Source organism: Lachnospira eligens (assembly GCF_009680455.1).
GTDB lineage: Bacteria > Bacillota > Clostridia > Lachnospirales > Lachnospiraceae > Lachnospira > Lachnospira eligens_A.
This window is the reverse complement of record NZ_WKRD01000007.1, coordinates 128,971-148,486: the sequence shown is the minus strand read 5'-3', so window position 1 is coordinate 148,486 and position 19,516 is coordinate 128,971. Positions and strand designations below refer to the sequence as shown.

20 protein-coding genes and 1 tRNA gene are annotated in these 19,516 nt (G+C 36.9%); 4 read left to right on the top strand and 17 right to left on the bottom strand.

The window, feature by feature from the left end; genetic code table 11:
- Window positions 1-12: 12 nt before the first annotated feature.
- Window positions 13-1,860: a Na/Pi cotransporter family protein gene (locus GKE48_RS10330; protein ID WP_055285765.1), complete on the bottom strand. Its 1,848-nt coding sequence runs from the start codon at window positions 1,858-1,860 to the stop codon at window positions 13-15.
- 200 nt (window positions 1,861-2,060) lie between these two features.
- Between GKE48_RS10330 and GKE48_RS10325 the strand changes: the two genes are divergently transcribed.
- The gene (locus GKE48_RS10325) at window positions 2,061-2,870 is read left to right on the top strand and encodes a histidinol-phosphatase HisJ family protein (RefSeq protein WP_070098655.1); all 810 of its coding nucleotides are present in this window, start codon (window positions 2,061-2,063) and stop codon (window positions 2,868-2,870) included.
- Window positions 2,871-2,914: 44 nt separating this feature from the next.
- Here GKE48_RS10325 and GKE48_RS10320 read toward each other — a convergent pair whose 3' ends face one another.
- Entirely contained in the window at window positions 2,915-4,225 is a 1,311-nt protein-coding gene (locus GKE48_RS10320) for an alpha-amylase family glycosyl hydrolase (protein WP_154301034.1), read from the bottom strand.
- A gap of 37 nt (window positions 4,226-4,262) precedes the next feature.
- Window positions 4,263-5,393, bottom strand: a complete 1,131-nt coding sequence (locus GKE48_RS10315; RefSeq protein ID WP_118362696.1) for a cysteine desulfurase family protein — start codon at window positions 5,391-5,393, stop codon at window positions 4,263-4,265.
- 82 nt (window positions 5,394-5,475) lie between these two features.
- On the opposite strand from GKE48_RS10315, the gene GKE48_RS10310 reads away from it, so the two are divergent.
- On the top strand, window positions 5,476-6,984 hold the full coding sequence (locus GKE48_RS10310; protein ID WP_147345935.1) for an oligosaccharide flippase family protein: 1,509 nt from the start codon (window positions 5,476-5,478) through the stop codon (window positions 6,982-6,984).
- Here the strand turns inward: GKE48_RS10310 and GKE48_RS10305 are convergent.
- From GKE48_RS10305 to GKE48_RS10275, 9 genes are all read right to left on the bottom strand, one after another.
- Window positions 6,950-7,267, bottom strand: coding sequence for a hypothetical protein (locus GKE48_RS10305; RefSeq protein ID WP_242865576.1), 318 nt, complete (start codon window positions 7,265-7,267; stop codon window positions 6,950-6,952). The genes GKE48_RS10310 and GKE48_RS10305 overlap by 35 nt on opposite strands.
- Window positions 7,260-7,736, bottom strand: coding sequence for a hypothetical protein (locus tag GKE48_RS10300; protein WP_022098689.1), 477 nt, complete (start codon window positions 7,734-7,736; stop codon window positions 7,260-7,262). Before GKE48_RS10300 ends, GKE48_RS10305 begins: the two co-directional genes overlap by 8 nt.
- A gap of 31 nt (window positions 7,737-7,767) precedes the next feature.
- A complete protein-coding gene (locus GKE48_RS14955) occupies window positions 7,768-7,902 on the bottom strand; it encodes a hypothetical protein (protein ID WP_279238056.1) in 135 nt (44 codons plus the stop codon).
- 207 nt (window positions 7,903-8,109) lie between these two features.
- A complete protein-coding gene (gene metA / locus GKE48_RS10295) occupies window positions 8,110-9,042 on the bottom strand; it encodes a homoserine O-acetyltransferase MetA (RefSeq protein ID WP_154301033.1) in 933 nt (310 codons plus the stop codon).
- A 40-nt stretch (window positions 9,043-9,082) separates the two neighbouring features.
- The gene (locus tag GKE48_RS15040) at window positions 9,083-9,358 is read right to left on the bottom strand and encodes a hypothetical protein (RefSeq protein ID WP_330583124.1); all 276 of its coding nucleotides are present in this window, start codon (window positions 9,356-9,358) and stop codon (window positions 9,083-9,085) included.
- 124 nt (window positions 9,359-9,482) lie between these two features.
- Complete coding sequence (locus GKE48_RS15035) at window positions 9,483-9,686, bottom strand: hypothetical protein (protein WP_330583123.1); 204 nt, start codon at window positions 9,684-9,686, stop codon at window positions 9,483-9,485.
- Window positions 9,676-9,873, bottom strand: coding sequence for a hypothetical protein (locus tag GKE48_RS10285; RefSeq protein ID WP_154301032.1), 198 nt, complete (start codon window positions 9,871-9,873; stop codon window positions 9,676-9,678). The genes GKE48_RS15035 and GKE48_RS10285 overlap by 11 nt, the downstream gene beginning before the upstream one ends.
- An 88-nt stretch (window positions 9,874-9,961) precedes the next feature.
- Window positions 9,962-11,971: an NAD-dependent DNA ligase LigA gene (gene ligA / locus GKE48_RS10280; protein WP_022098694.1), complete on the bottom strand. Its 2,010-nt coding sequence runs from the start codon at window positions 11,969-11,971 to the stop codon at window positions 9,962-9,964.
- 10 nt (window positions 11,972-11,981) lie between these two features.
- Window positions 11,982-12,749 carry a pseudouridine synthase gene (locus GKE48_RS10275; protein ID WP_154301031.1) on the bottom strand — a complete coding sequence of 256 codons (768 nt, stop codon included), beginning with the start codon at window positions 12,747-12,749 and terminating at the stop codon, window positions 11,982-11,984.
- Window positions 12,750-12,874: 125 nt separating this feature from the next.
- Here GKE48_RS10275 and GKE48_RS10270 point away from each other — a divergent pair.
- Window positions 12,875-12,948 (top strand) — tRNA-Arg (locus GKE48_RS10270).
- A 19-nt stretch (window positions 12,949-12,967) separates the two neighbouring features.
- Here the strand turns inward: GKE48_RS10270 and GKE48_RS10265 are convergent.
- The 4 genes from GKE48_RS10265 to gpr all read right to left on the bottom strand — a co-directional run bounded on the left by GKE48_RS10265 (window position 12,968) and on the right by gpr (window position 17,951).
- Window positions 12,968-13,864: a DUF5688 family protein gene (locus tag GKE48_RS10265; RefSeq protein ID WP_022098696.1), complete on the bottom strand. Its 897-nt coding sequence runs from the start codon at window positions 13,862-13,864 to the stop codon at window positions 12,968-12,970.
- A 249-nt stretch (window positions 13,865-14,113) separates the two neighbouring features.
- Window positions 14,114-15,556: an aminoacyl-histidine dipeptidase gene (locus GKE48_RS10260; protein ID WP_154301030.1), complete on the bottom strand. Its 1,443-nt coding sequence runs from the start codon at window positions 15,554-15,556 to the stop codon at window positions 14,114-14,116.
- A gap of 431 nt (window positions 15,557-15,987) precedes the next feature.
- The gene (locus GKE48_RS10255) at window positions 15,988-17,094 is read right to left on the bottom strand and encodes a stage II sporulation protein P (protein WP_154301029.1); all 1,107 of its coding nucleotides are present in this window, start codon (window positions 17,092-17,094) and stop codon (window positions 15,988-15,990) included.
- A 41-nt stretch (window positions 17,095-17,135) separates the two neighbouring features.
- Window positions 17,136-17,951 (bottom strand): GPR endopeptidase, encoded by an 816-nt coding sequence (gene gpr, locus GKE48_RS10250; RefSeq protein ID WP_154301028.1) that lies wholly within the window; start codon window positions 17,949-17,951, stop codon window positions 17,136-17,138.
- Window positions 17,952-18,138: 187 nt separating this feature from the next.
- Between gpr and rpsT the strand changes: the two genes are divergently transcribed.
- Window positions 18,139-18,402 (top strand): 30S ribosomal protein S20, encoded by a 264-nt coding sequence (gene rpsT, locus GKE48_RS10245; RefSeq protein ID WP_041688124.1) that lies wholly within the window; start codon window positions 18,139-18,141, stop codon window positions 18,400-18,402.
- Between the two features lie 59 nt (window positions 18,403-18,461).
- Here rpsT and holA read toward each other — a convergent pair whose 3' ends face one another.
- On the bottom strand, window positions 18,462-19,436 hold the full coding sequence (gene holA, locus GKE48_RS10240) for a DNA polymerase III subunit delta (protein WP_022098189.1): 975 nt from the start codon (window positions 19,434-19,436) through the stop codon (window positions 18,462-18,464).
- Window positions 19,437-19,516: the final 80 nt, after the last annotated feature.

Sequence of the window (19,516 nt, the reverse complement as noted above, 5' to 3'; positions counted from 1 at the left end):
ACTAATCTCTGCTTAATACTGGCTTAAAGGAAACATTTCTTTGTATTCCTCAAAATATTTATCAAAATTAGTTCCATTATCTTTCTTGAGATTAATAAGATACTCATGTGTATCAAACACATTTAACTCAAGCTCAATAATCGCAACTGCCACGTTAGAACAATGGTCAGCAATTCTCTCGAAATCTGTAAGCAGATCATTAAATATAAAGCCCTGATGAAGTGTACATTCACCTTTCTGGACACGCTTGACATGATTCATCTTCATTTCATCACAATATATGTCAACGAGTTCTTCTAACGGCTCTGTCTTATAGGCATATTCAACCTTGTTCTGTTCAAATGCATCTATTACATTTCCAACTATTTCTTTCATAATTAATGACATCAGTTCAACATCTTCAACAGCACAATCAGAAAACCTAAGCTTTTCATTAAACAGTTCTGCTGCTGCCTGTGATATGTTAACAGCATGGTCACTTATTCTCTCAAAATCAGAAATTGTATGGAGAAGCTTTGAGACCTCCTTGTTCTGTCCAGAAGTAAGCTCCTGCTGTGTAATCTTTACAAGATAAGTTCCAAGCTTATCTTCATATCTGTCAACCTTATCTTCTCTTCTCTGAATCTTGTCATATTTTTCCTGCGAAAATGTATCCAGTAGTTCCATGGAACGAATAAGATTTTTCTGTGCCATATGTGCCATTGAACAAAGAACTGTCTTAGCCTGTTCAATAGCAACTGTAGGATGAGCAATAAATCTGTCATCAAGTACACTGATTTCAACAATATCTTTATCTTCCTCATCAACAACCTCCTTGAAAATTGCACATACCATCTTTTCAAGGAATCTGATGAATGGAAACAGTACAGCAACTGTTGCAACTCTGAATAAAGAGTTCACAAATGCTATCGAAACAGTTGTCATCGTTCTGTCCATAAATGAAAAATGCACAAAATGATTAACACTATAAAATACTACTGCCCATATTAAAGCACCCAATGCATCAACAAGAAGATATACAAATGCTGTTCTCTTACCATCTGTAGTCGCACCAAATGAAGAAATGATAACAGGCATGGCAGCTCCGACAGCAATACCCATTATAATAGGCAGTGCTACTGAAAATGAAATAGCTCCTGTAACTGATAAAGCCTGAAGAATACCAACTGTAGCAGACGCACTCTGCAAAACAGCAGTAACCAAAAGTCCTATAAGTATTCCTATAAATGGATTAGAAAACTTAGTAAGCATATCAATAAATGCCGGCTCAGATCTTAATGGTGCAACCGCTGCACTCATGTTCTGCATTCCTACCATAAGGATACAGAAACCTATCATAATATCACCTATATGCTTCTTAGTGGGATTCTTACAAATCATCCTGAACATGATGCCAATAACACCAATAATAGCAGCAAGAACCTCTGTTGAAAGTAAGTCTACCCATCCGGCACCACCACTGATATCAGAAAGACATAATACCCATCCAGTAACAGATGTACCTATAATTGCGCCCATAATAATACCGATAGCCTGTTTCATTTTAATCATACCGGCATTAACAAAACCAACAACCATAACAGAAGTTGCCGACGATGACTGGATAATTGCCGTAACACCTGTACCAAGCAGTACTCCCTTAAGAGGTGTATTACTTAATCTGTACAGAATAACTTCCAGTTTGCCACCAGCCACTTTCTTTAATCCATCTCCCATAAGCTGCATTCCAAAAAGGAAAAGCGCTATTCCTCCGAGAAGAATAATCACAATGTGTATCAATTCAAAACTCACGAAAGCTCCTATCTGCGCATAAAAGTCAAGGACGGACAGCGTAGTTGGTACTTCTACATCTATGCGCATTCACATAATCAGAATTTATACGCTGTCTTCTTAATAATATCAATACTAATAATCATTTTCAAGGAAAAATTACCTATATTTTACATTAGTTTACATGTTCTACATAAACATCAAAAATATCAATTGCGGATTAATTATGTTTATGTATAATGTATATTGACATTTAAGCATATGACTAATATTTGATGGAGGACATTACTATGCTGTTATCAGATTCACATATACATACTATGTTCTCTTCTGATTCAGAGGAGAACCCTGTAAATGTTGTTAACAATGCTATTTCACTGGGATTTAAACACATCTGTTTTACCGACCATAATGACTTTGATGCTCCTTTAGAAGATGGAAAAGTCATGTTTGACCTTGATTTTCCGGAATACATTAAGTATTTCCAGAATCTGAAAGAATCATACAAAAATAAAATCAATATTCACATAGGTGTTGAACAGGGACTTATGAGAAGCGTCGCTGACAGAGTTAATGCTTATGATTCTGCAAAACAGCTTGATTTCATAATAGGCTCGTCACATCTTGTATATGGAGAAGATCCCTACTACCCTGAGTTTTGGGAGAAACGTTCTGCAAAGGATACTGTTTTAACTTATTACGAAAGTATTCTTGATAATCTTGGCTGTTGTCACAACTTTGATGTGTATGGTCATCTTGATTATATTGCAAGATATATACCTGCCAATTCTTACACATATAACTGGCACGATTTTAACGATTTAATCTGCATAATTCTTAAAACAATCATTGAGCAAGGAAAAGGAATTGAAGTCAACACTGCCGGTCTTAAATACGGAATGCCTGAACCTAATCCTTGCCTTGATATTGTTAAAATGTATCACGACCTCGGAGGAGAGATAATCACTGTAGGTTCTGATGCACACGAAGTTAAGTTTTTTGCTTACAGATTTGATGTCGTGGCTGATATGCTTAAGAACGCAGGATTTAATTACTACACAATATTTAATGAAAGAAAGCCTGAGTTCATCAGATTATGATGAGCTCAGGCTTATTTTATATACATGTATCTTATCTGCACCTTCTACATACATCTGTAAAATCTGAAGCTGTAAGGTGGAAGAACTATTTTTCCAGATAAGTCTTCCTTCTTACCTGTTATAAGATTAAGTGCATCTGCACATTCTGTATCAAAGTACGCTGTGTACTCATTCTCATCTGCATTAATTGCAACAAGCACTTTTTCTCCATCTGCTTCCCTTTTGAATACATATTGTCTATTTGTAAGCACTTTCTTTGTGTAATCACCATAGCTTAAAGCCCTGCTGTTATGATACATTTGTCCTAATGAACTTATTGTATCAGTCAGCTCATTGTATTCCGGCTTATCAAATGCCGGACGCAGGATATTGTCATTGCCGCTCCCCTTAACTGCCTCGCATCCCCATTCACTTCTATAATATATACATGGAATTCCCGGCATACCGAACATAAGGGCATATATAAGCGGCAGATGTGCTTTGTTAGTAAGTGTGCTGGCAATCCTTGAAACATCATGGTTATCAACAAATGTAAGCAGATGTTTTCCTGTATACAGACACCATGGTTCTTTTCCAAACTGCCTTTCTATGCTGTGTGCAATCTCGAACATATTCATTGAATTAAAGCTCGAATACAGCCCCTTATAACACTCATAATTAGTTGCACTGTGCAGGCATTCATTACCCACAATTGTGTTGTAATCACCATGAAGCATTTCTCCTACAAGGAAAAACTCCTGCTTCATCTGGTCTGTTTCGTATCTTAAACGCTTCATGAAATCCCTGTTAAGGCAGTACGCAACATCAAGTCTGATTCCATCAATATCAAATTCATCAACCCAGCCACGCACCGACTCAATAAGATAATTAACCACATCCGGATTATTCAGATTGAGTTTCACAAGATTGTAATATCCTTCCCAGCCCTCATACCAGAAGCCGTCATTATATGGTGAATTGCCATCAAAGCTGATGTTAAACCAGTCCTTATAGGCAGAATCCCATTTTTTCTCACATACATCCTTAAATGCAAAAAAGCCCCTTCCGACATGATTAAACACACCGTCAATGACTACCTTTATTCCTGCCTCATGCAGCTTTGACACAAGCTCTGCAAAATTCTTATTACTTCCTATTCTTTTATCTATCACACGGTAATCCCTTGTATCATAGCCATGATAATCGCTCTCAAAAATTGGAGAAAAATACACCGCATCAGCTCCTAACTTCTGCAAATGCGGTATCCAGTCTGCAAATTCTGATATGCATCTGTTCATCACCCCGTCGTTGTCTCTTAATCCATCACAAAATCCAAGTGGAAATACCTGATAAAACACCGCTTCTTCGTACCACATATTATTTTAACCTCCGTAACTGTCTGATATATTAATATTAAGCCAATTCCCGCAGTCTGGCAACATCTTTCTTAATACACTCAACCACATAATCAGCTTCCCTGTGTGTAATTGTATGGTTAATTGTCAGCCTTAGTGAACCTTCTGCTATTTTTTCATCAAGTCCAAGTGCAAGAAGGACATGTGAAGGCTTTCCTGAATTAGATGTACACGCTGAACCTGCAGATGCGCATATTCCCTGTTTGTTAAGCATTACAACCAGCATTCCGCCATTAACATACTGAAAACTGAAATTCATATTGCCCGTAACACGGCTTTCCCTGCTTCCATTAAGTCTTGAATAAGGAATTTCTCTTAGTATTCTCTTAATCATATAGTCGCTGATTTTCTTTTCCTGCCTTGCCCTGTCAGAAAGTGTTTCATAAGCAATTCTTGCCGCCGTCGCAAGTCCTGCAATCCCGGCTACATTTTCAGTGCCTGCCCTAAGTCCGTTCTCCTGTCCGCCTCCATGCATGAACCGTTCTGGCTTTCCGCCCCTGACATACAGAAATCCTACGCCCTTTGGTCCGCATATCTTATGTCCGCTTACATTTAAGAAATCCACGCCCAGCTTTTTCACATCAACATCAATATGTCCAAATGCCGCCACTGCATCAGAATGAACCTTTGCACCATACTCATGCGCAATTTCACATACATTTTCTATCGGCTGGATAGTTCCAATTTCATTATTAGCAAGCATAACTGACACTAAAAATGTATCATTTCTAATCATTTTTTCTAACTGTTCCAGCTTAACAATTCCCTGCTCATCAACTGGTGCAAATGTGACATCTATTCCATAATTCTTAAGCCACAGTGCCGATTCCGTCACCGCATGGTGTTCTATTGAACTTACTATTATATGTCCCTGTTTTCTTTTCAGGCTCTCTGCTTTAACTGCCCAGTTATCCCCTTCTGTACCACCAGAGGTGAAAAATATTTCATTTCTGTCAGCATTTATTATATCTGCAATAATATCTCTTGATTCCTCAACAACATTTTTAGCTTTTTCAGACAACCTGTACACACCTGACGGGTTTCCATAATCTCCCAAAAGATATGGAAGCATTGCTTCAGCCACTTCTTTTCTGACAGCAGTTGTCGCCGCATTGTCCATATATATCATTATATTTCCGCCCTGCAATTCCTTATAATATTGTATTCAGGCAGGGCATATATTGTTAATAAGTCTATCTGCGGTATCTGCTATGAATAATAAATTATCCTTAAAAGGTGGCATATTCAAATCCGCCATAATACTTACAATTGCCGGCGTTCTATCAAAACTGCTCGGATTTTATTTTCGGATACTTCTCACTAATTATACAGGTGCTGCAGGAGTCGGACTATTCCAGATGTGCATACCTCTTATTGCGCTTGCATTTGCAGTATGCTGCAGTGGATTTTCTGTAGCTGTTTCAAAATATTCAGCATCATCTCCATCTCTGAAATGGCTTTTCTGCGTATTAAAGATTACTATTTCTCTTTCAATTGCCGTTATGCTTTTATTTCTTATATTCAGCGATTTCATTGCAAACCATATATTTATGGAAAGCCGCTGTGAGGGAATAATCCGTATAACTGCAATCTCTCTGCCATTCATGTGCATACATAACTGCTTATCTAATTACTATTACAGTCAGAAGGAATCTTTTCTGCCAGCCTCCTCACAGCTTGTCGAACAGCTTGTGCGTATTGGCACTATTATACTTTATGTGCGCATAAAAAATGTATCAACAATATCAATTGCTGACGCAGTTACCGGTAATATATTCGGTGAATTTGCAGCTGCCACATACTGTGCTATTCCGCTGTTTTTCCGTTCCATTCATAATAAAAGCATGACGCAGAAGCTCTCCTGTTCACTCCGTGAATACAGATATATTGTTAAATATGCATTTCCAATTAACGCCAATCAGACTGTTCTGCATCTGCTTGAAGGGGCAGAAGCAATTCTTATTCCCGCAATCCTGTGCATGCATGGACTGTCCAAAGATGATGCAATAAGCCAGTTTGGTATACTTACAGGAATGGCTCTTCCACTTGTACTTTTTCCATGTACGGCAGCTAATTCATTTGCACTTATGCTTCTTCCAAAGGTATCTGATGAAAGTTCGAATGTCCTGTCTGACCATCTTGCTGTGACAGTAAAAAGAACAGTTTCCATGTGTTTGAGTCTCGGCATTATAAGCATATTTTTATTCATTAACTATGGTGCGCGCCTAGGTGCAATGATGTTCCACGAAGACTCTGTATACATATACACCTGCATTCTTTCATGGCTGTGTCCTTTCCTCTACTTAAAAATCAGCCTTACAAGCGTGACTAATGGCATGGGACATACCGCCCTTACATTCATAATTAATATAACCGGAATTATCATCCGGCTTGCCTGTGTATTTCTGCTTATTCCAAAGCTTGGCATAACCGGTTATCTGTATGGTGTTCTTATTAGCAACATATGCATGAGTCTGCTTTACATTTTTAATATATACAAGAAGCTGAACATCCAGCCAGACCCGTTTGGCAGTATAATTGTGCCATTATGTATTGCGGTCATATCTATATTTTCATCAAGAATTATATGCCGAATTGTATTTGGTCTTATAATAAAAGAAGCAGAAGAATACACTCTCCTGCTTACCGGTGCCGCCATATGCTGCATTGTATATATTATTCTCTTTATTCATGAACAATCGGAACAGCGTCCTTTATAGACGGTGCCGCTTCCCAATAGTCAAGTCTGGATTCGTACTGCTGCCTTATCCATTCCACGGCAGCAAGACGACCATCTTCTGTCAGTTCAAATATCTCTGTCGTCTTATCTTCTTCCTTAACAGCACATGAAGCATATGGTCCGCGCCACACGCACGCAGAAAGCTTTAAATCAGGCTTTTCTCCTGTCTGCTTAAGCATATATCTCATTCCATTGTGCTGTCCTGTATACACACCCTTGTATTTGAAGAAATTAAGTGGCATTATTCCATTCGGATCAATCATTGCCATCACCTTCCACACCATTATTATTCTTTATAAGCTTTTCATTATAAAATGCACCTGCAAGATACATAATCCCTATTACAACTGGAAGGCATATAAGAATCAGCGTGTTACCAGTTATTGAATACTTAGATACCACAAATACTATTATTAAATCAACAACTCCTGCTATAGTCATAACAATTCCATAAACTTTGATTTTCTTTACAGCATCAACAGCACCTATATTGGTCATTCCATAAAATCCAGCAATTGCAAAGTAAACTCCTTCCACAATAACTGCTATAAATGCTATATTCAGCAGCTTGACAGCCATATATAATGCCTTTCCCTGCTCTGTTGCTGAAAATGAATATAGCTCCGACATAATATAAAACGCATAAAATGCCATTATAATTCCCATAGTTACCGCAAGCATTGATGCTAATTTAAGAATTCTGCACTTTGACTTTTCTGTTACTACGCTCATGTTCTTATCTCCGTTTTCTGATGATTAATGATTATAACATGGGATTGGGGATTTTTAAAGGGTGGGATGTATACATCCCATATGAAGCTAATTCTGCATCGTAATCTGTAATATTTCCCTCTTTTATCATTTTTAATAATTCTTCTAGTGCTTGTTCTTTTGACATTGTGTTCTCCTGTATAAACCCATTACAGCTATCTTATAAATAAAAAAGCATAATTATTATTGGATGGGCGGTGTATCCATCATCTCAGGTACTCCGAGGAGTGTGTCAGGAACCATTTCCGACCTCAATAATAACTATGCTAATCAACAATATATTCTTTTGAGCAAAAATATACACACCATTTATTTCAATAATTCTACAGCTCCCTTAAATACAGTAATTATCATAACTTTCATTAAGGTCATAAGGAGTTATCTGGTATACATAATAATTCAACCAGTTAGTATAGAGATTGTTGGCGTGGCTTCTCCATGAGAGCAATGGTTTTCTGTTGCAGTCGTCATCAGGATAATAATTTACCGGAAGGTCAGGCTCAATTCCTTTGTCAATATCACGCTTATATTCCTGATCAAGAGTTAATCTGTCATATTCAGGGTGTCCCATAACAAAAATCTCTTTCCCGCCATCACCAAGAACAATATATATTCCTGCCTCATCTGAATCTGCAAGTACTTTAAATCTTGGATTGTCAAGAATCTGCTGTCTGCTTGCCTGTGTATATCTTGAATGTGGTGCCATGAATACATCATCAAAGCCTCTTACTAAAGGCTCTTTTCTATTCATAACCCTGTGCTTGTACACACCTGACAGCTTCTTCGGAAGTAATTCCTTCTTAATACCATAATGGTAATACAATCCTGCCTGCGCACCCCAGCATATATGAATTGTTGATGTAACATGCTTCTTAGACCATTCCATTACTGTTATAAGTTCATCCCAGTAATTAACCTCTTCAAATTCAAGCTTCTCAACAGGTGCACCTGTAATAATCATTCCATCATAATTATTGTTCTTAATCTCTTCAAAAGTCTGATAAAACTTCTTAATATGTGAAGCTGATGTATTCTTTGAAACATGTGATGACATCTGTAAAAATGTAACATCTATCTGTAAAGGTGTATTAGATAACCCTCTTAAAAGCTGTAATTCTGTGTCCTGCTTTATAGGCATAAGATTAAGAACTATTATCTCCAAAGGTCTTATATTCTGTGAAATAGCTCTGTTTTCGTCCATGACGAATATATTCTCTTCTTCCAATTCTGCTTTAGCTGGTAAATCACTCTGAATCTTAATTGGCATTATTGTTCCTTCTTTCTGTTATCATTGTTGTCTGATTATATCATATCACCTTTAATAACTGAACCAAAGTATGTGAGTTTTCTTTATATTTTTTTGTAACTTTGGTGTCAAACCTTTTAAAACCATTCTGCTTTTCATAAAAATCTAATAATCTATCCTTATTTTCAGATTCTAGAAAAACAACCATCCCACCAGCCATATATTGTAGTTCTTTTACTTTTCCAAGCGCAATTGAAAGCAAATTGTCTCCCGAAATTGTATTTCCAATACTATCATCATAATTTTTCCCTAACTGTGCTATAAAATATGCTGACAACGAATATTTTCCATTATCAGAGTTCTGTTCACTTACCCTTGCAATTTTTCTTCTTACTGTATTACTAAATTCATCTGTATTAACGGTAATTGGTTTAATTGTTATTGTAAAATACCCAACTATATTATTCTTGTCTGGCGAAAATCACAATATATGTAACCGACTGGTTTTTCTTTGTAAAATCTATAGATTGTTCTGTAAGAAAACTTTCAACATCAAGATTTTTCTCACATTTAAAACTGGAGAAAACCTGCCTGAGCATGTCTTCTCCAGCTTTTCCCATTTTTATATATTCTCTGATATTTAATACTAAAAAATCATCCTCCATATAATTTTTTCCACTTCTCCATTACTCTGTATACTTCATCTGTTTCATGTATTTCTCTGTATCTGCAAGAAGATGGACTTGATTCTGAAAGAGATTCTTTATATGACATTTCAATCGCATCAGCGAATTGTTCAACCTGTTTCTTATCTGAAACCACAAAATTCTTGGTAATGCTTGAAGTTGCCATACATAATCACCTCCATATCTTTCTTTAACAAATTGTTTTCTATTAATATTATATTAGACATATATAACATTATCAATCTGTTATTTCTCTACTTTATCATTTCCATAAATTCATCAATCGTAAGCACCTTAACCCCCAGTGAATTAGCCTTATCAAGCTTAGAGCCTGCTGCCTCTCCTGCAACAAGATAATCAGTCTTTTTGCTGACACTTCCTGTTGCTTTGCCTCCATTAGAAACAATCAGTTCTTCCATATCCTTACGGCTGTAATTATCAAAACTTCCTGTTACAACAATCGTCTTTCCTGCAAGCTTATCTGATATTTCTTTTTTCTCTGGCATCTGCATATTAAGCCCTGACTGTCTTAACCTTTCTATTAATTCAATATTAGCTTCATCATGGAAAAAGTCATATATACATTTGGCTGTAGTTGTGCCTATATCCGGAATATTCTGCAATTCTTCTTCACCTGCATCAGCAAGTGCCATAAGATTATCATAATAATTCATAATCTGCTTGGCTGTATTCTTGCCGACATTTCTTATTCCAAGTGCAGTAAGCAGTCTGTCTGGTGTATTCTGTTTAGACTTCTCAATAGCTGCAAGCAGCTTATCAGTATTCTTCTCTTTTCCTATGATTCCCTTCTCAATAAGTTCATCTCGGTGTTCTTTCAATGTATATATATCAGCATAATTGTGTATATATCCTTCTTTTATAAGGGCATCAACAAGAGTTTCACCAAGTCCCATGATATTCATGCAGTCAAGAGATGTAAAATATGCCACTGTTCTTGACAACTGTGCTGCACATGACGGATTAACACATCTTATATCTGCTGTGTCCTCTTCTCGTACAAGAGGTTCCCCACATACAGGACATACCTTTGGTGCTTCAAACACATGCTCAGGTGCCTTTACACATCCATTAAGCTTAGGAATAATCTCTCCACTCTTAAACAGCTTATATTCCCCACCAATACCTACATTCATCTGTGTAATATAATCCTGGTTATGAAGAGTCGCTCTTGATACACTTGTACCACACAGCCTTGCAGGCTTTCCGGTTTCCGGATCATGGAATATCCCTGTAAATGTAAGTTTTCCTGTTCTTCCCACATCTACAAGAATATCATCCATAACAATAACCTTTTCTTCCGGTGGATATTTGTATGCAATATGACCGCTTGAATACTTGCTTCCTGCAGGGAACTCCTGTCTGAATGCAATATGGTCAATCTTTACAACAGCACCGTCAATGTCATATGGAAGTTCTTCTCTCATTCTTCCTATCTCATCAATTGCTCTGACAACCTCTTCCTTAGTCTTACATATCTTATGATATACAACCGGTACACCTGCTGCCTTTAATATATCCATTCCCCTGCCGTGGCTTTCCATAATCTCATCAGGTCCGTCCTGTACATTAAAGATAAACATCTTAAGACCTCGCTTCTTCGTAATTGAAGTATCAAGCTGTCTTAATGTTCCGGCCGCAAGATTTCTGGGATTAGCAGCTGTTTTTTTCTCAAGTTTTTCCTGTTCTTCATTATATTTTTCAAAATCTTCATGGCTCATATACACTTCGCCACGAAGTTCTAGTGAATCATAAGGAAGGTCAATAACCTGTAACACATCCCCCACTACCCTTGCATTAGCTGTCACATCCTCACCAATAAGACCATCTCCTCTTGTCTCTGCCAACTGCAAATGCAGCTTCCCATCTGCTTCTTTTACATATCTTAAGCTCATGCTTAAACCATCAATTTTAGTCTCTACTGAAAATGTGCAGTCAGGATGCATGGCATGAACCTTATCAATCCATGCACACACTGCATCTTCTGAAAACACATCTTCAATAGACAGCATAGGTACATTATGTGTGACCTTAACCCCGGCTTCTCTTTTTACAGTGCCACCAATCTTCTGTGAAGGTGAATCAGATGTCACCCATTCCGGATGTTCTTTCTCAATCTCTTTAAGCCTTATCATAAGCTTATCATACTCATAATCGCTTATCTCCGGCTCGTCCTGATTGTAATATCTATCCATATGATAATCTATCGTCTTCTTAAGTTCTGAATATTCCTGTAATAAATCCATAATCCGCTCCTTAATTATCAGCCTGTATGTTGACTGTTTCTATCTGCTTATATATCTGCTCATAAAGTGTATTAAGCTCTTTACCGTCAAGTTCCCTGTACTCACCAGTCTTTAAATTCCCTAATTCCACATTCATAATCCTTATTCTTGTCAGTTTAGTTACACTATATCCACATTCCGCACACATTCTTCTTATCTGTCTGTTAAGCCCCTGTGTAAGAATTATTCTGAATGTCTTGTCTGATATCTTTTCCACAACACATTTTCTTGTAGTTCTGTCGAGTTCCTTAAGATATATTCCTCCTGACATTCTCTTTATAAATTCTTTATTAATTGGTTTATTAACTGAAACGATGTATTCCTTCTCATGACCATTAACGGAACGAAGCAGCCTGTCCATCATGTCGCCATCATTAGTAAGCAGTATAAGGCCATCAGACTCTTTATCTAATCTGCCCACAGGATATATGCGTTCCTTATATCCAATAAAATCTACTATGTTATTCTTTCCCTGTTTATCAGTTGTTGTACATACAATTCCTACAGGTTTATTAAAAGCTATGACTACCTGTGGCGGTGTGGTGTTGTCAACTTTCCTGCCATCAACACATATAATTGTATTGTCTTCTACCATCTCACCCATAACTGCAATTCTACCATCAATTGTGATACGTCCTTCCTGTATCATTCTGTCAGCTTCACGTCTTGAACAGACTCCATGGGCACTGAGATATTTATTAATACGCTCTGACATGTTTCCTCCAATTCTTATCTTCATTGCTGATAAGTTCAAATCAATATACAGATGTATTAATTCTAACAAAAGAAAAAAATTAATTCAATTGTTGCGGGTTTTAATTTAATAATGTATAGTATATAAGCATATAAATTATTATATGTTGTGTACATGTAGCTTAGCTGGATAAAGCGTTCGCCTCCGGAGCGGAAGATCGTGGGTTCGAATCCCATCATGTACATTATTGTATTATTCTGTCCCTACATAGTTATCAATCTTTCTGTTCTATTATATTCATATACATGATCAGAAAGGACTTCATCTGCAGCAACCCCTTCTGTATTAACTTCCTTTACCATATTAACAAGTTCATCTTTCTCAAACATCGAAAGCTTAGGAAGAAGTATAACCTCATGCACTGATGAAGGTAGTATATACAGATCTGCTCCCAGCTTCTGCGCAAAATCATACAATACATTCTCATATAATATGCAGGCTGCACCATTCAGTTTGCTTTCATTCGTAAGCACATACATATCAGACGGAACATAATCTTTTAAATCAACTTCCTCTCCATCCACATTAACACCACATTTTTCAAAAAGTGCGGCCATTGAACTAATCTTACTGTGAAGCAGATCCGGTGTATTCTTCAAAGCAGCTTTATACACATCATCAATAGTTACATTCCAGTTTTTCAGATTGTTATTATATATTAATGCTGTTGCACTTCTTCCATATTCATTATCAAGCAGACAGTAAAACACCACAGCAAGGTCAAGTATTCTCTTATGCGGCACCTGTTCGAGCAGTTTTTCATTACTTCTGTAATTGACGACCTTATAAACAATCTTGTCCTTTATAGTGTCAAAATGCTTAAGAATATTTACATCAAATGTAACATTATTCTTATTCTGTTCATATATAACCTCTATCTGTCGTATTATGTTCTTAATATTCTCACCATTCGTATACAATTCATAAAAGCTGTCCAGATATATAGTTGGCGCGATGTCTTTCCCCTTCTCCATAATAACAAGCCCATCCATCTCACAGCCATTATTCTTAATCACATGATTAATAGTAATATTACCACCTTCTCCAGCTATATACCCTGCATTCATCTTAATATATTCCACAAATTCCTTATACTCCATATACCTTTTCCTTTCAAATGTTTCCTATCCCCCTGCGCACGGAATTTAATAAATGTTTTGTACAAGTAATATAGTATATTAATAGCAAATCTCTGTCAACAATATATATAGTATTCTATATGTTTTGTCATGTTCTGTTGAGTTTATGTCGCATTTGGTATAAAAAATGTCGTATCTGGTATAAAAAAAGCTTTTTTCAGCTCATTTTACCAGATACGACTAACACAATATATAGTATTATTCAATTATTCATGCCAACTGTTTTAAAACGTCAGTTATAAGCTCCCATGTCCTTTGTGTCGAAGCAATATCCAATTTTTCTTTTACAGTATGGATATCAATTATATCAGGGCCAAACGATACACAGTCAAGGTCATCAATCTTTGCAGCCATAATACCGCATTCAACACCTGCATGCATTGTTTCCACCAAAGCCTCTTTATTAAAAAGTCTATTATAAGATTCACACAGCATATCCCTGATTGCAGAATTCTTCTTAAATTCCCATGCTGGATAAACACCTTTAAGTTCATAAGTTCCACCAAGATATTCAGTCATTTTTCCAACCTTATCAGTAAGATATTCTTTTTCACTCTGCGAACTGCTCCTTATTAAGTAGGTTGCTGCAAATGTTTTCTCAGCCAGCTCTGCAACCCCCAGATTAAGTGAAGTCTGCACCAGCCCCTTGATATCATTACTCATCTTAACAACACCATCAGGTATAAAATTAAGCACATTTATAAGCATCTGCGTTGTCGCATCATCACATGCCAAAGTGCTGCCTTCACCTTCACAATTCACCTTGATGGTAAGATGTGGGTCAGTAACCGAATACTCCTCTTTCAAGACATCTGCAGTATTATTAAGAAGCTCTGCAACCTTATCTGCTTCCTGTGTCATTATAACCGCATCAGCAAATGGAGCTATAGAATTATCTTTTTCACCACCAGATATGCTTACAATATTCACACATTCTTTAACAGCAAAAAGAAGACGTCCCATCAGAATATTAGCATTAGCTCTCTGGCATATTATATCTGTTCCAGAATGTCCGCTTGTAAGGCCATTAATTTTAATAGACATCTGCGTTCCTGTGATGTCCGATTTTTTCAATGGATAAGAAGCCTTTAAAGTTGCTCCTCCTGCACATCCTGAAAGGAATATTCCTTCCTCCTCCGAATCTATATTAAGCATAATTTTACCTTCAAGACAGTCAGTATTAATTGCCTCCGCACCAAGCATTCCAATTTCCTCATCTACTGTAAACACAGCCTCAATCGGCGGATGACACACATCCTTGCTGTCTAATATAGCAAGCGCATAAGCAACTGCTATTCCATCATCAGCACCTAAGGTTGTCCTGTCAGCCTTGACATATCCATCATCTATATAAAGGTCAAGACCATCTTTTTCCATATCTTTAACCTTATCATTCGTTTTTACAGCTACCATATCAATATGTCCCTGCAAAATAACAGGTGCAGCCTTGCTCTCGCTGTTACTTGCCGGCTTTTTAATTATCACATTATAACTTTCATCCTGCTTAAACCACAGATTTCTCTCACGTGCAAATTCACACAGATAATCACTTATCTGCTTCACATTGCCTGAGCCATGTGGAATTGCACATATCTGTTCAAAATATTTAAAGACAGCGTGTGGCTGTAAATCTGCTAAAATGTTGTTACTCATATTTTACCTCCTTTACCTACTATTTCATCATATTTAGCAATCTAGTAGGTCTTTTCCTCATTGTTAGTTTGTTTGTAATTCTTCTTTTCAACTAAAACGCCTACTAGATAAACACTATTCACACTTTTAGTAGGTCTTTTTCTTATATGTCTATAATATCAGACAGTTCTAATCAGCAAAAAGACCTACTATTTTGGCTTAAATCATCAATTTAGTAGGCAATTTTCTTTATCCGCATTAATTATCCTCAGAATTTTCTCTCAATAAACCTACTATTTCATCACCTTTAGAAGCTTTAATAGGTTTTTTCCCCATTCATACATTAATTTCATATGCCATTTTACACTATCGTGTGTGGTGGAATGGGCGACAGAATATCACCACCGCCCATTATAGGGAAAATGTGAGGTAAAAACAAGATGCACTTCGCTTCACTGTGTATACGCCTTCTCACCCCTCAACAATCTGTCAAGCATATCTGCCACCGGTATCATCGCATTTTTAACCTCTGTACTTGTATTAGTCTGTGCTCCTGCTTCTATAAGCATCGACCTGCCTTTCATATGCAGGCAGTAACGATATGCATTAATATAAATATTCCGTAACAGCCCCGGATAATACGCTTCTCCTAAAAGATACATCTGAAGACTCATTGCCAGATTATCATCTCTGTTTGCATTGTAAAGATAGCCTATATCTCCTTTTGCCTTGCTGTAGCTTATTCCATTAAAAAACATTACCTTTGACATTGTTACTCCATTTTCTTCGGTTACAAGTCTTGTAGTATCCGGAACACCATCCCTGTGAAGGTCTATTACAACCTCAATTGACGGATTTTCTTTCAGTATTTTTGTCACATTTTCTTCTGCATATGTATAAGCCTTGCTTCTGTCAAGCTTCCCATCAATATAATCATACACACTCGTATCATGATAAACATTGTAACCATATGTATTAGTGAGTATATCTGTTAGATAATCTCCAACACCAACTATTGTTGTAGACGTATCTCCTTCAACCGTATCCATAAATCCCTCCTGTGAATGTGTATGAAATATAAGAATCTGCGGAGAATCCGCATTTTTCTCTAATGACAGGTCTTTTGCCAGAAATTCCTCCGGACGCATTATCTGTGTTGTCAGGCTTGTGATGGATGTGACTGTATAGAACTTCATAAGAAAATCATAATTATTTAAATCTGCAATATTATAAACATTTCCAGCTGCATTTTCCTGTATAGGCCAAGGACAAACTTCAGCGCCTGCCTCCACGACCCCCTCATCCGTCTGTGTAGCAGGTTTTTTATCCTCCTTTGCCATGCTAAACATATATTCCGAATCGACCCACACCGAACCTGCATTTTCATCATAATTATCTTCAAAATATGTCTCTACAGGAAACAATGTCTTAACTGCATTTTCATAAATTCTGTTCTGAATATAATATGTTAGATTAAAACTATAATTCATCATTATTACCATAAGCATTAAGCCCATGAATATAAACATATACACAGGCCTGTACTTTCTATCACTCATATATCCTCCTTACTTTGCATTACCATTATATTGTATTCACATCAGCCATGAATATGAACACCAACACGGTTAATTGCTTTGGATATTATGATACTTATGTTTCTAATGTCTGAATCAATGTCCTTCGGGGTTACATACATTTTTCCTGCCCCCTGAATAATCCCTTCGGCATCTATAACAGTAGGCACGCCAATTGCAAGCACCGGAACACCTATATTGTCTTTTGTTATTCCTATTCTGTGATTTCCAACACCTGAGCCAGGATTAATTCCCTGGTCAGAAAGTTGTATAGTACTATTTAATCTGTTCACACTTCTTGCAGCAAGAGCATCTATTGCTATGCATACATCCGGCTTTATCTGACTTACAACGCCTTTAATAATTCCTGCAGTTTCAATACCTGTCTGTGCCATAACTCCCGGACTAAGTGTGCATACTCCCGTCTCATCGCCCTCACTTATCTTAATACAAATATTATCTACAACCTCAGGTCCTAATGAATCCGATGTTATATTTCTGTTGCCAAGTCCAATAACAAGAACCTTTTCTGGTTTGACATTTTTATTCATACGCTTTAAAAGCTTAAATATATATCCTGCCAATGTCGATATAACTTCTTTTGCATATTCTTCGTCCCCACCTGCAATATCATCTGCCTCTATAGTAAGATAAGTTCCTTTGGGTCTTCCTATCGCGGCTTCGCCCAAATGATTTGTCACCTGCAATTCTGTGACCTTCACTCCCATCCTTGATTTATTGCTTTCTCTTAATCTTATCCCCCTCAGTTTTCCTGTTCCATTCATTGCTTCTTCATTTGCCTCTACTGCAAGGTCAGTTCTTACAACTATATTATCCATTTTTCACATCTCCTCCCCAACATATTGTGCAGAAAAATGAAATTTTTATACCAAAATCTTTATTTGGTTCTTGACATATAGATGTTTGTACTATAAAATGTGTGAGTATGTTTACATTAGATCGTCCGTGTCCGGCTTTAATGCGAAACAGATATTATTATTGAATTATGATTTGGAGGTGTACGGATTGGCTAACATTAAATCTGCTAAGAAGAGAGTAATTACAAGTCAGGTAAGAGCTGAGAGAAATAAGGCGGTTAAGTCTAGAGTTAAGACTTATATCAAGAAGGTAGAGGCTGCTGTTGCTGCTGGTGACAAGGCTGCTGCTAACGAAGCTCTCCCTGTTGCTATAGCTGAGATCGAGAAGGCTGCTTCTAAGGGAATCTTCCACAAGAACGCTGCTGCAAGAAAAGTATCTCACATTACTAAAGCTGTTAACGCAATGGCTTAATAAGAATTTTAATAATTTAAAGAACCCGGTGCTGACACCCACTCGCACCGGGTTCTTTTTTATTTACTGTATTTAATTATAATAAGCTCTACTCCCAGCCTGTCATTAAGCCTTCCCTGCTTAACTGCTTCTTCAGTTTTAGCACATTCATTCAATGCATCCAGTAGTGTATTCATCTCAAAATATTTTGCCTGTGCCTGATATTTACCGACAACAAATGGCGCTGCTCCTATCTTTGATGCAATCTCTTTACCTGAAATCCCCCTTGACATAAGATCTTTCACCTGTAATATTCCGTTAAACTGCCTTACTATAAGATAAAGTATTCTCATAGGAGGTTCTTTTAATTCCAACAAATCATAATATAAATCAAGTGCCTGCTGTTGTTTCTTATTTGCAATTGCACTTATCATATCAAATATATGACTTGTTGTCTGTGTTGCGCATACTTTCTCTACATCTTCTACTGTCACAACATCCCTTCCCTGACAATAACTCACAAGCTTCTCTGTCTCCTGCCTTATATAATCCATGCCTGCACCTGTCTTATCAAGTATCAAATCACATGCTTCCCTGCTTATTTTAAGATTATCCTTAGCAAGAAGCCCTGCTATCCATTTTTCAAGAGTAGCAGTTGTCTGTGGCTTCATCTCGCATATATATCCCACAGAATCAACTGCCTTATATACCTTATTACGCTTGTCCACATCTTTTTCTACCATAACAACAACAAGATAATCAGGAATATGTTTAATATAATCTGCAAGCTCATCATTAGAACTTTTCAAAAAACCGGTATTTTCCATAATAACAAGTCTCTTCTGGGCAAAGAAAGGCAGTGTTTCACACACATCAATTATATCCTTAACGCTGGCATTATCCGAATCATAATATGAATAATTCATTGTATCATCACCAGCTATAGCATTCTTTAATCTGTCTCTATACTGCTTCTTAAGATACTCTTCCTCTCCATACAGAAGATATACACTCTTAAATTCACCCTTCTTAATATCATCACTTATGACCTTCAAACCTGCTGCCTCCGTTTCTAATCTTAAACAATAGTATCAGATATGTACAAGTGGTTCAAGTTAAAAAATATTTTCTCACA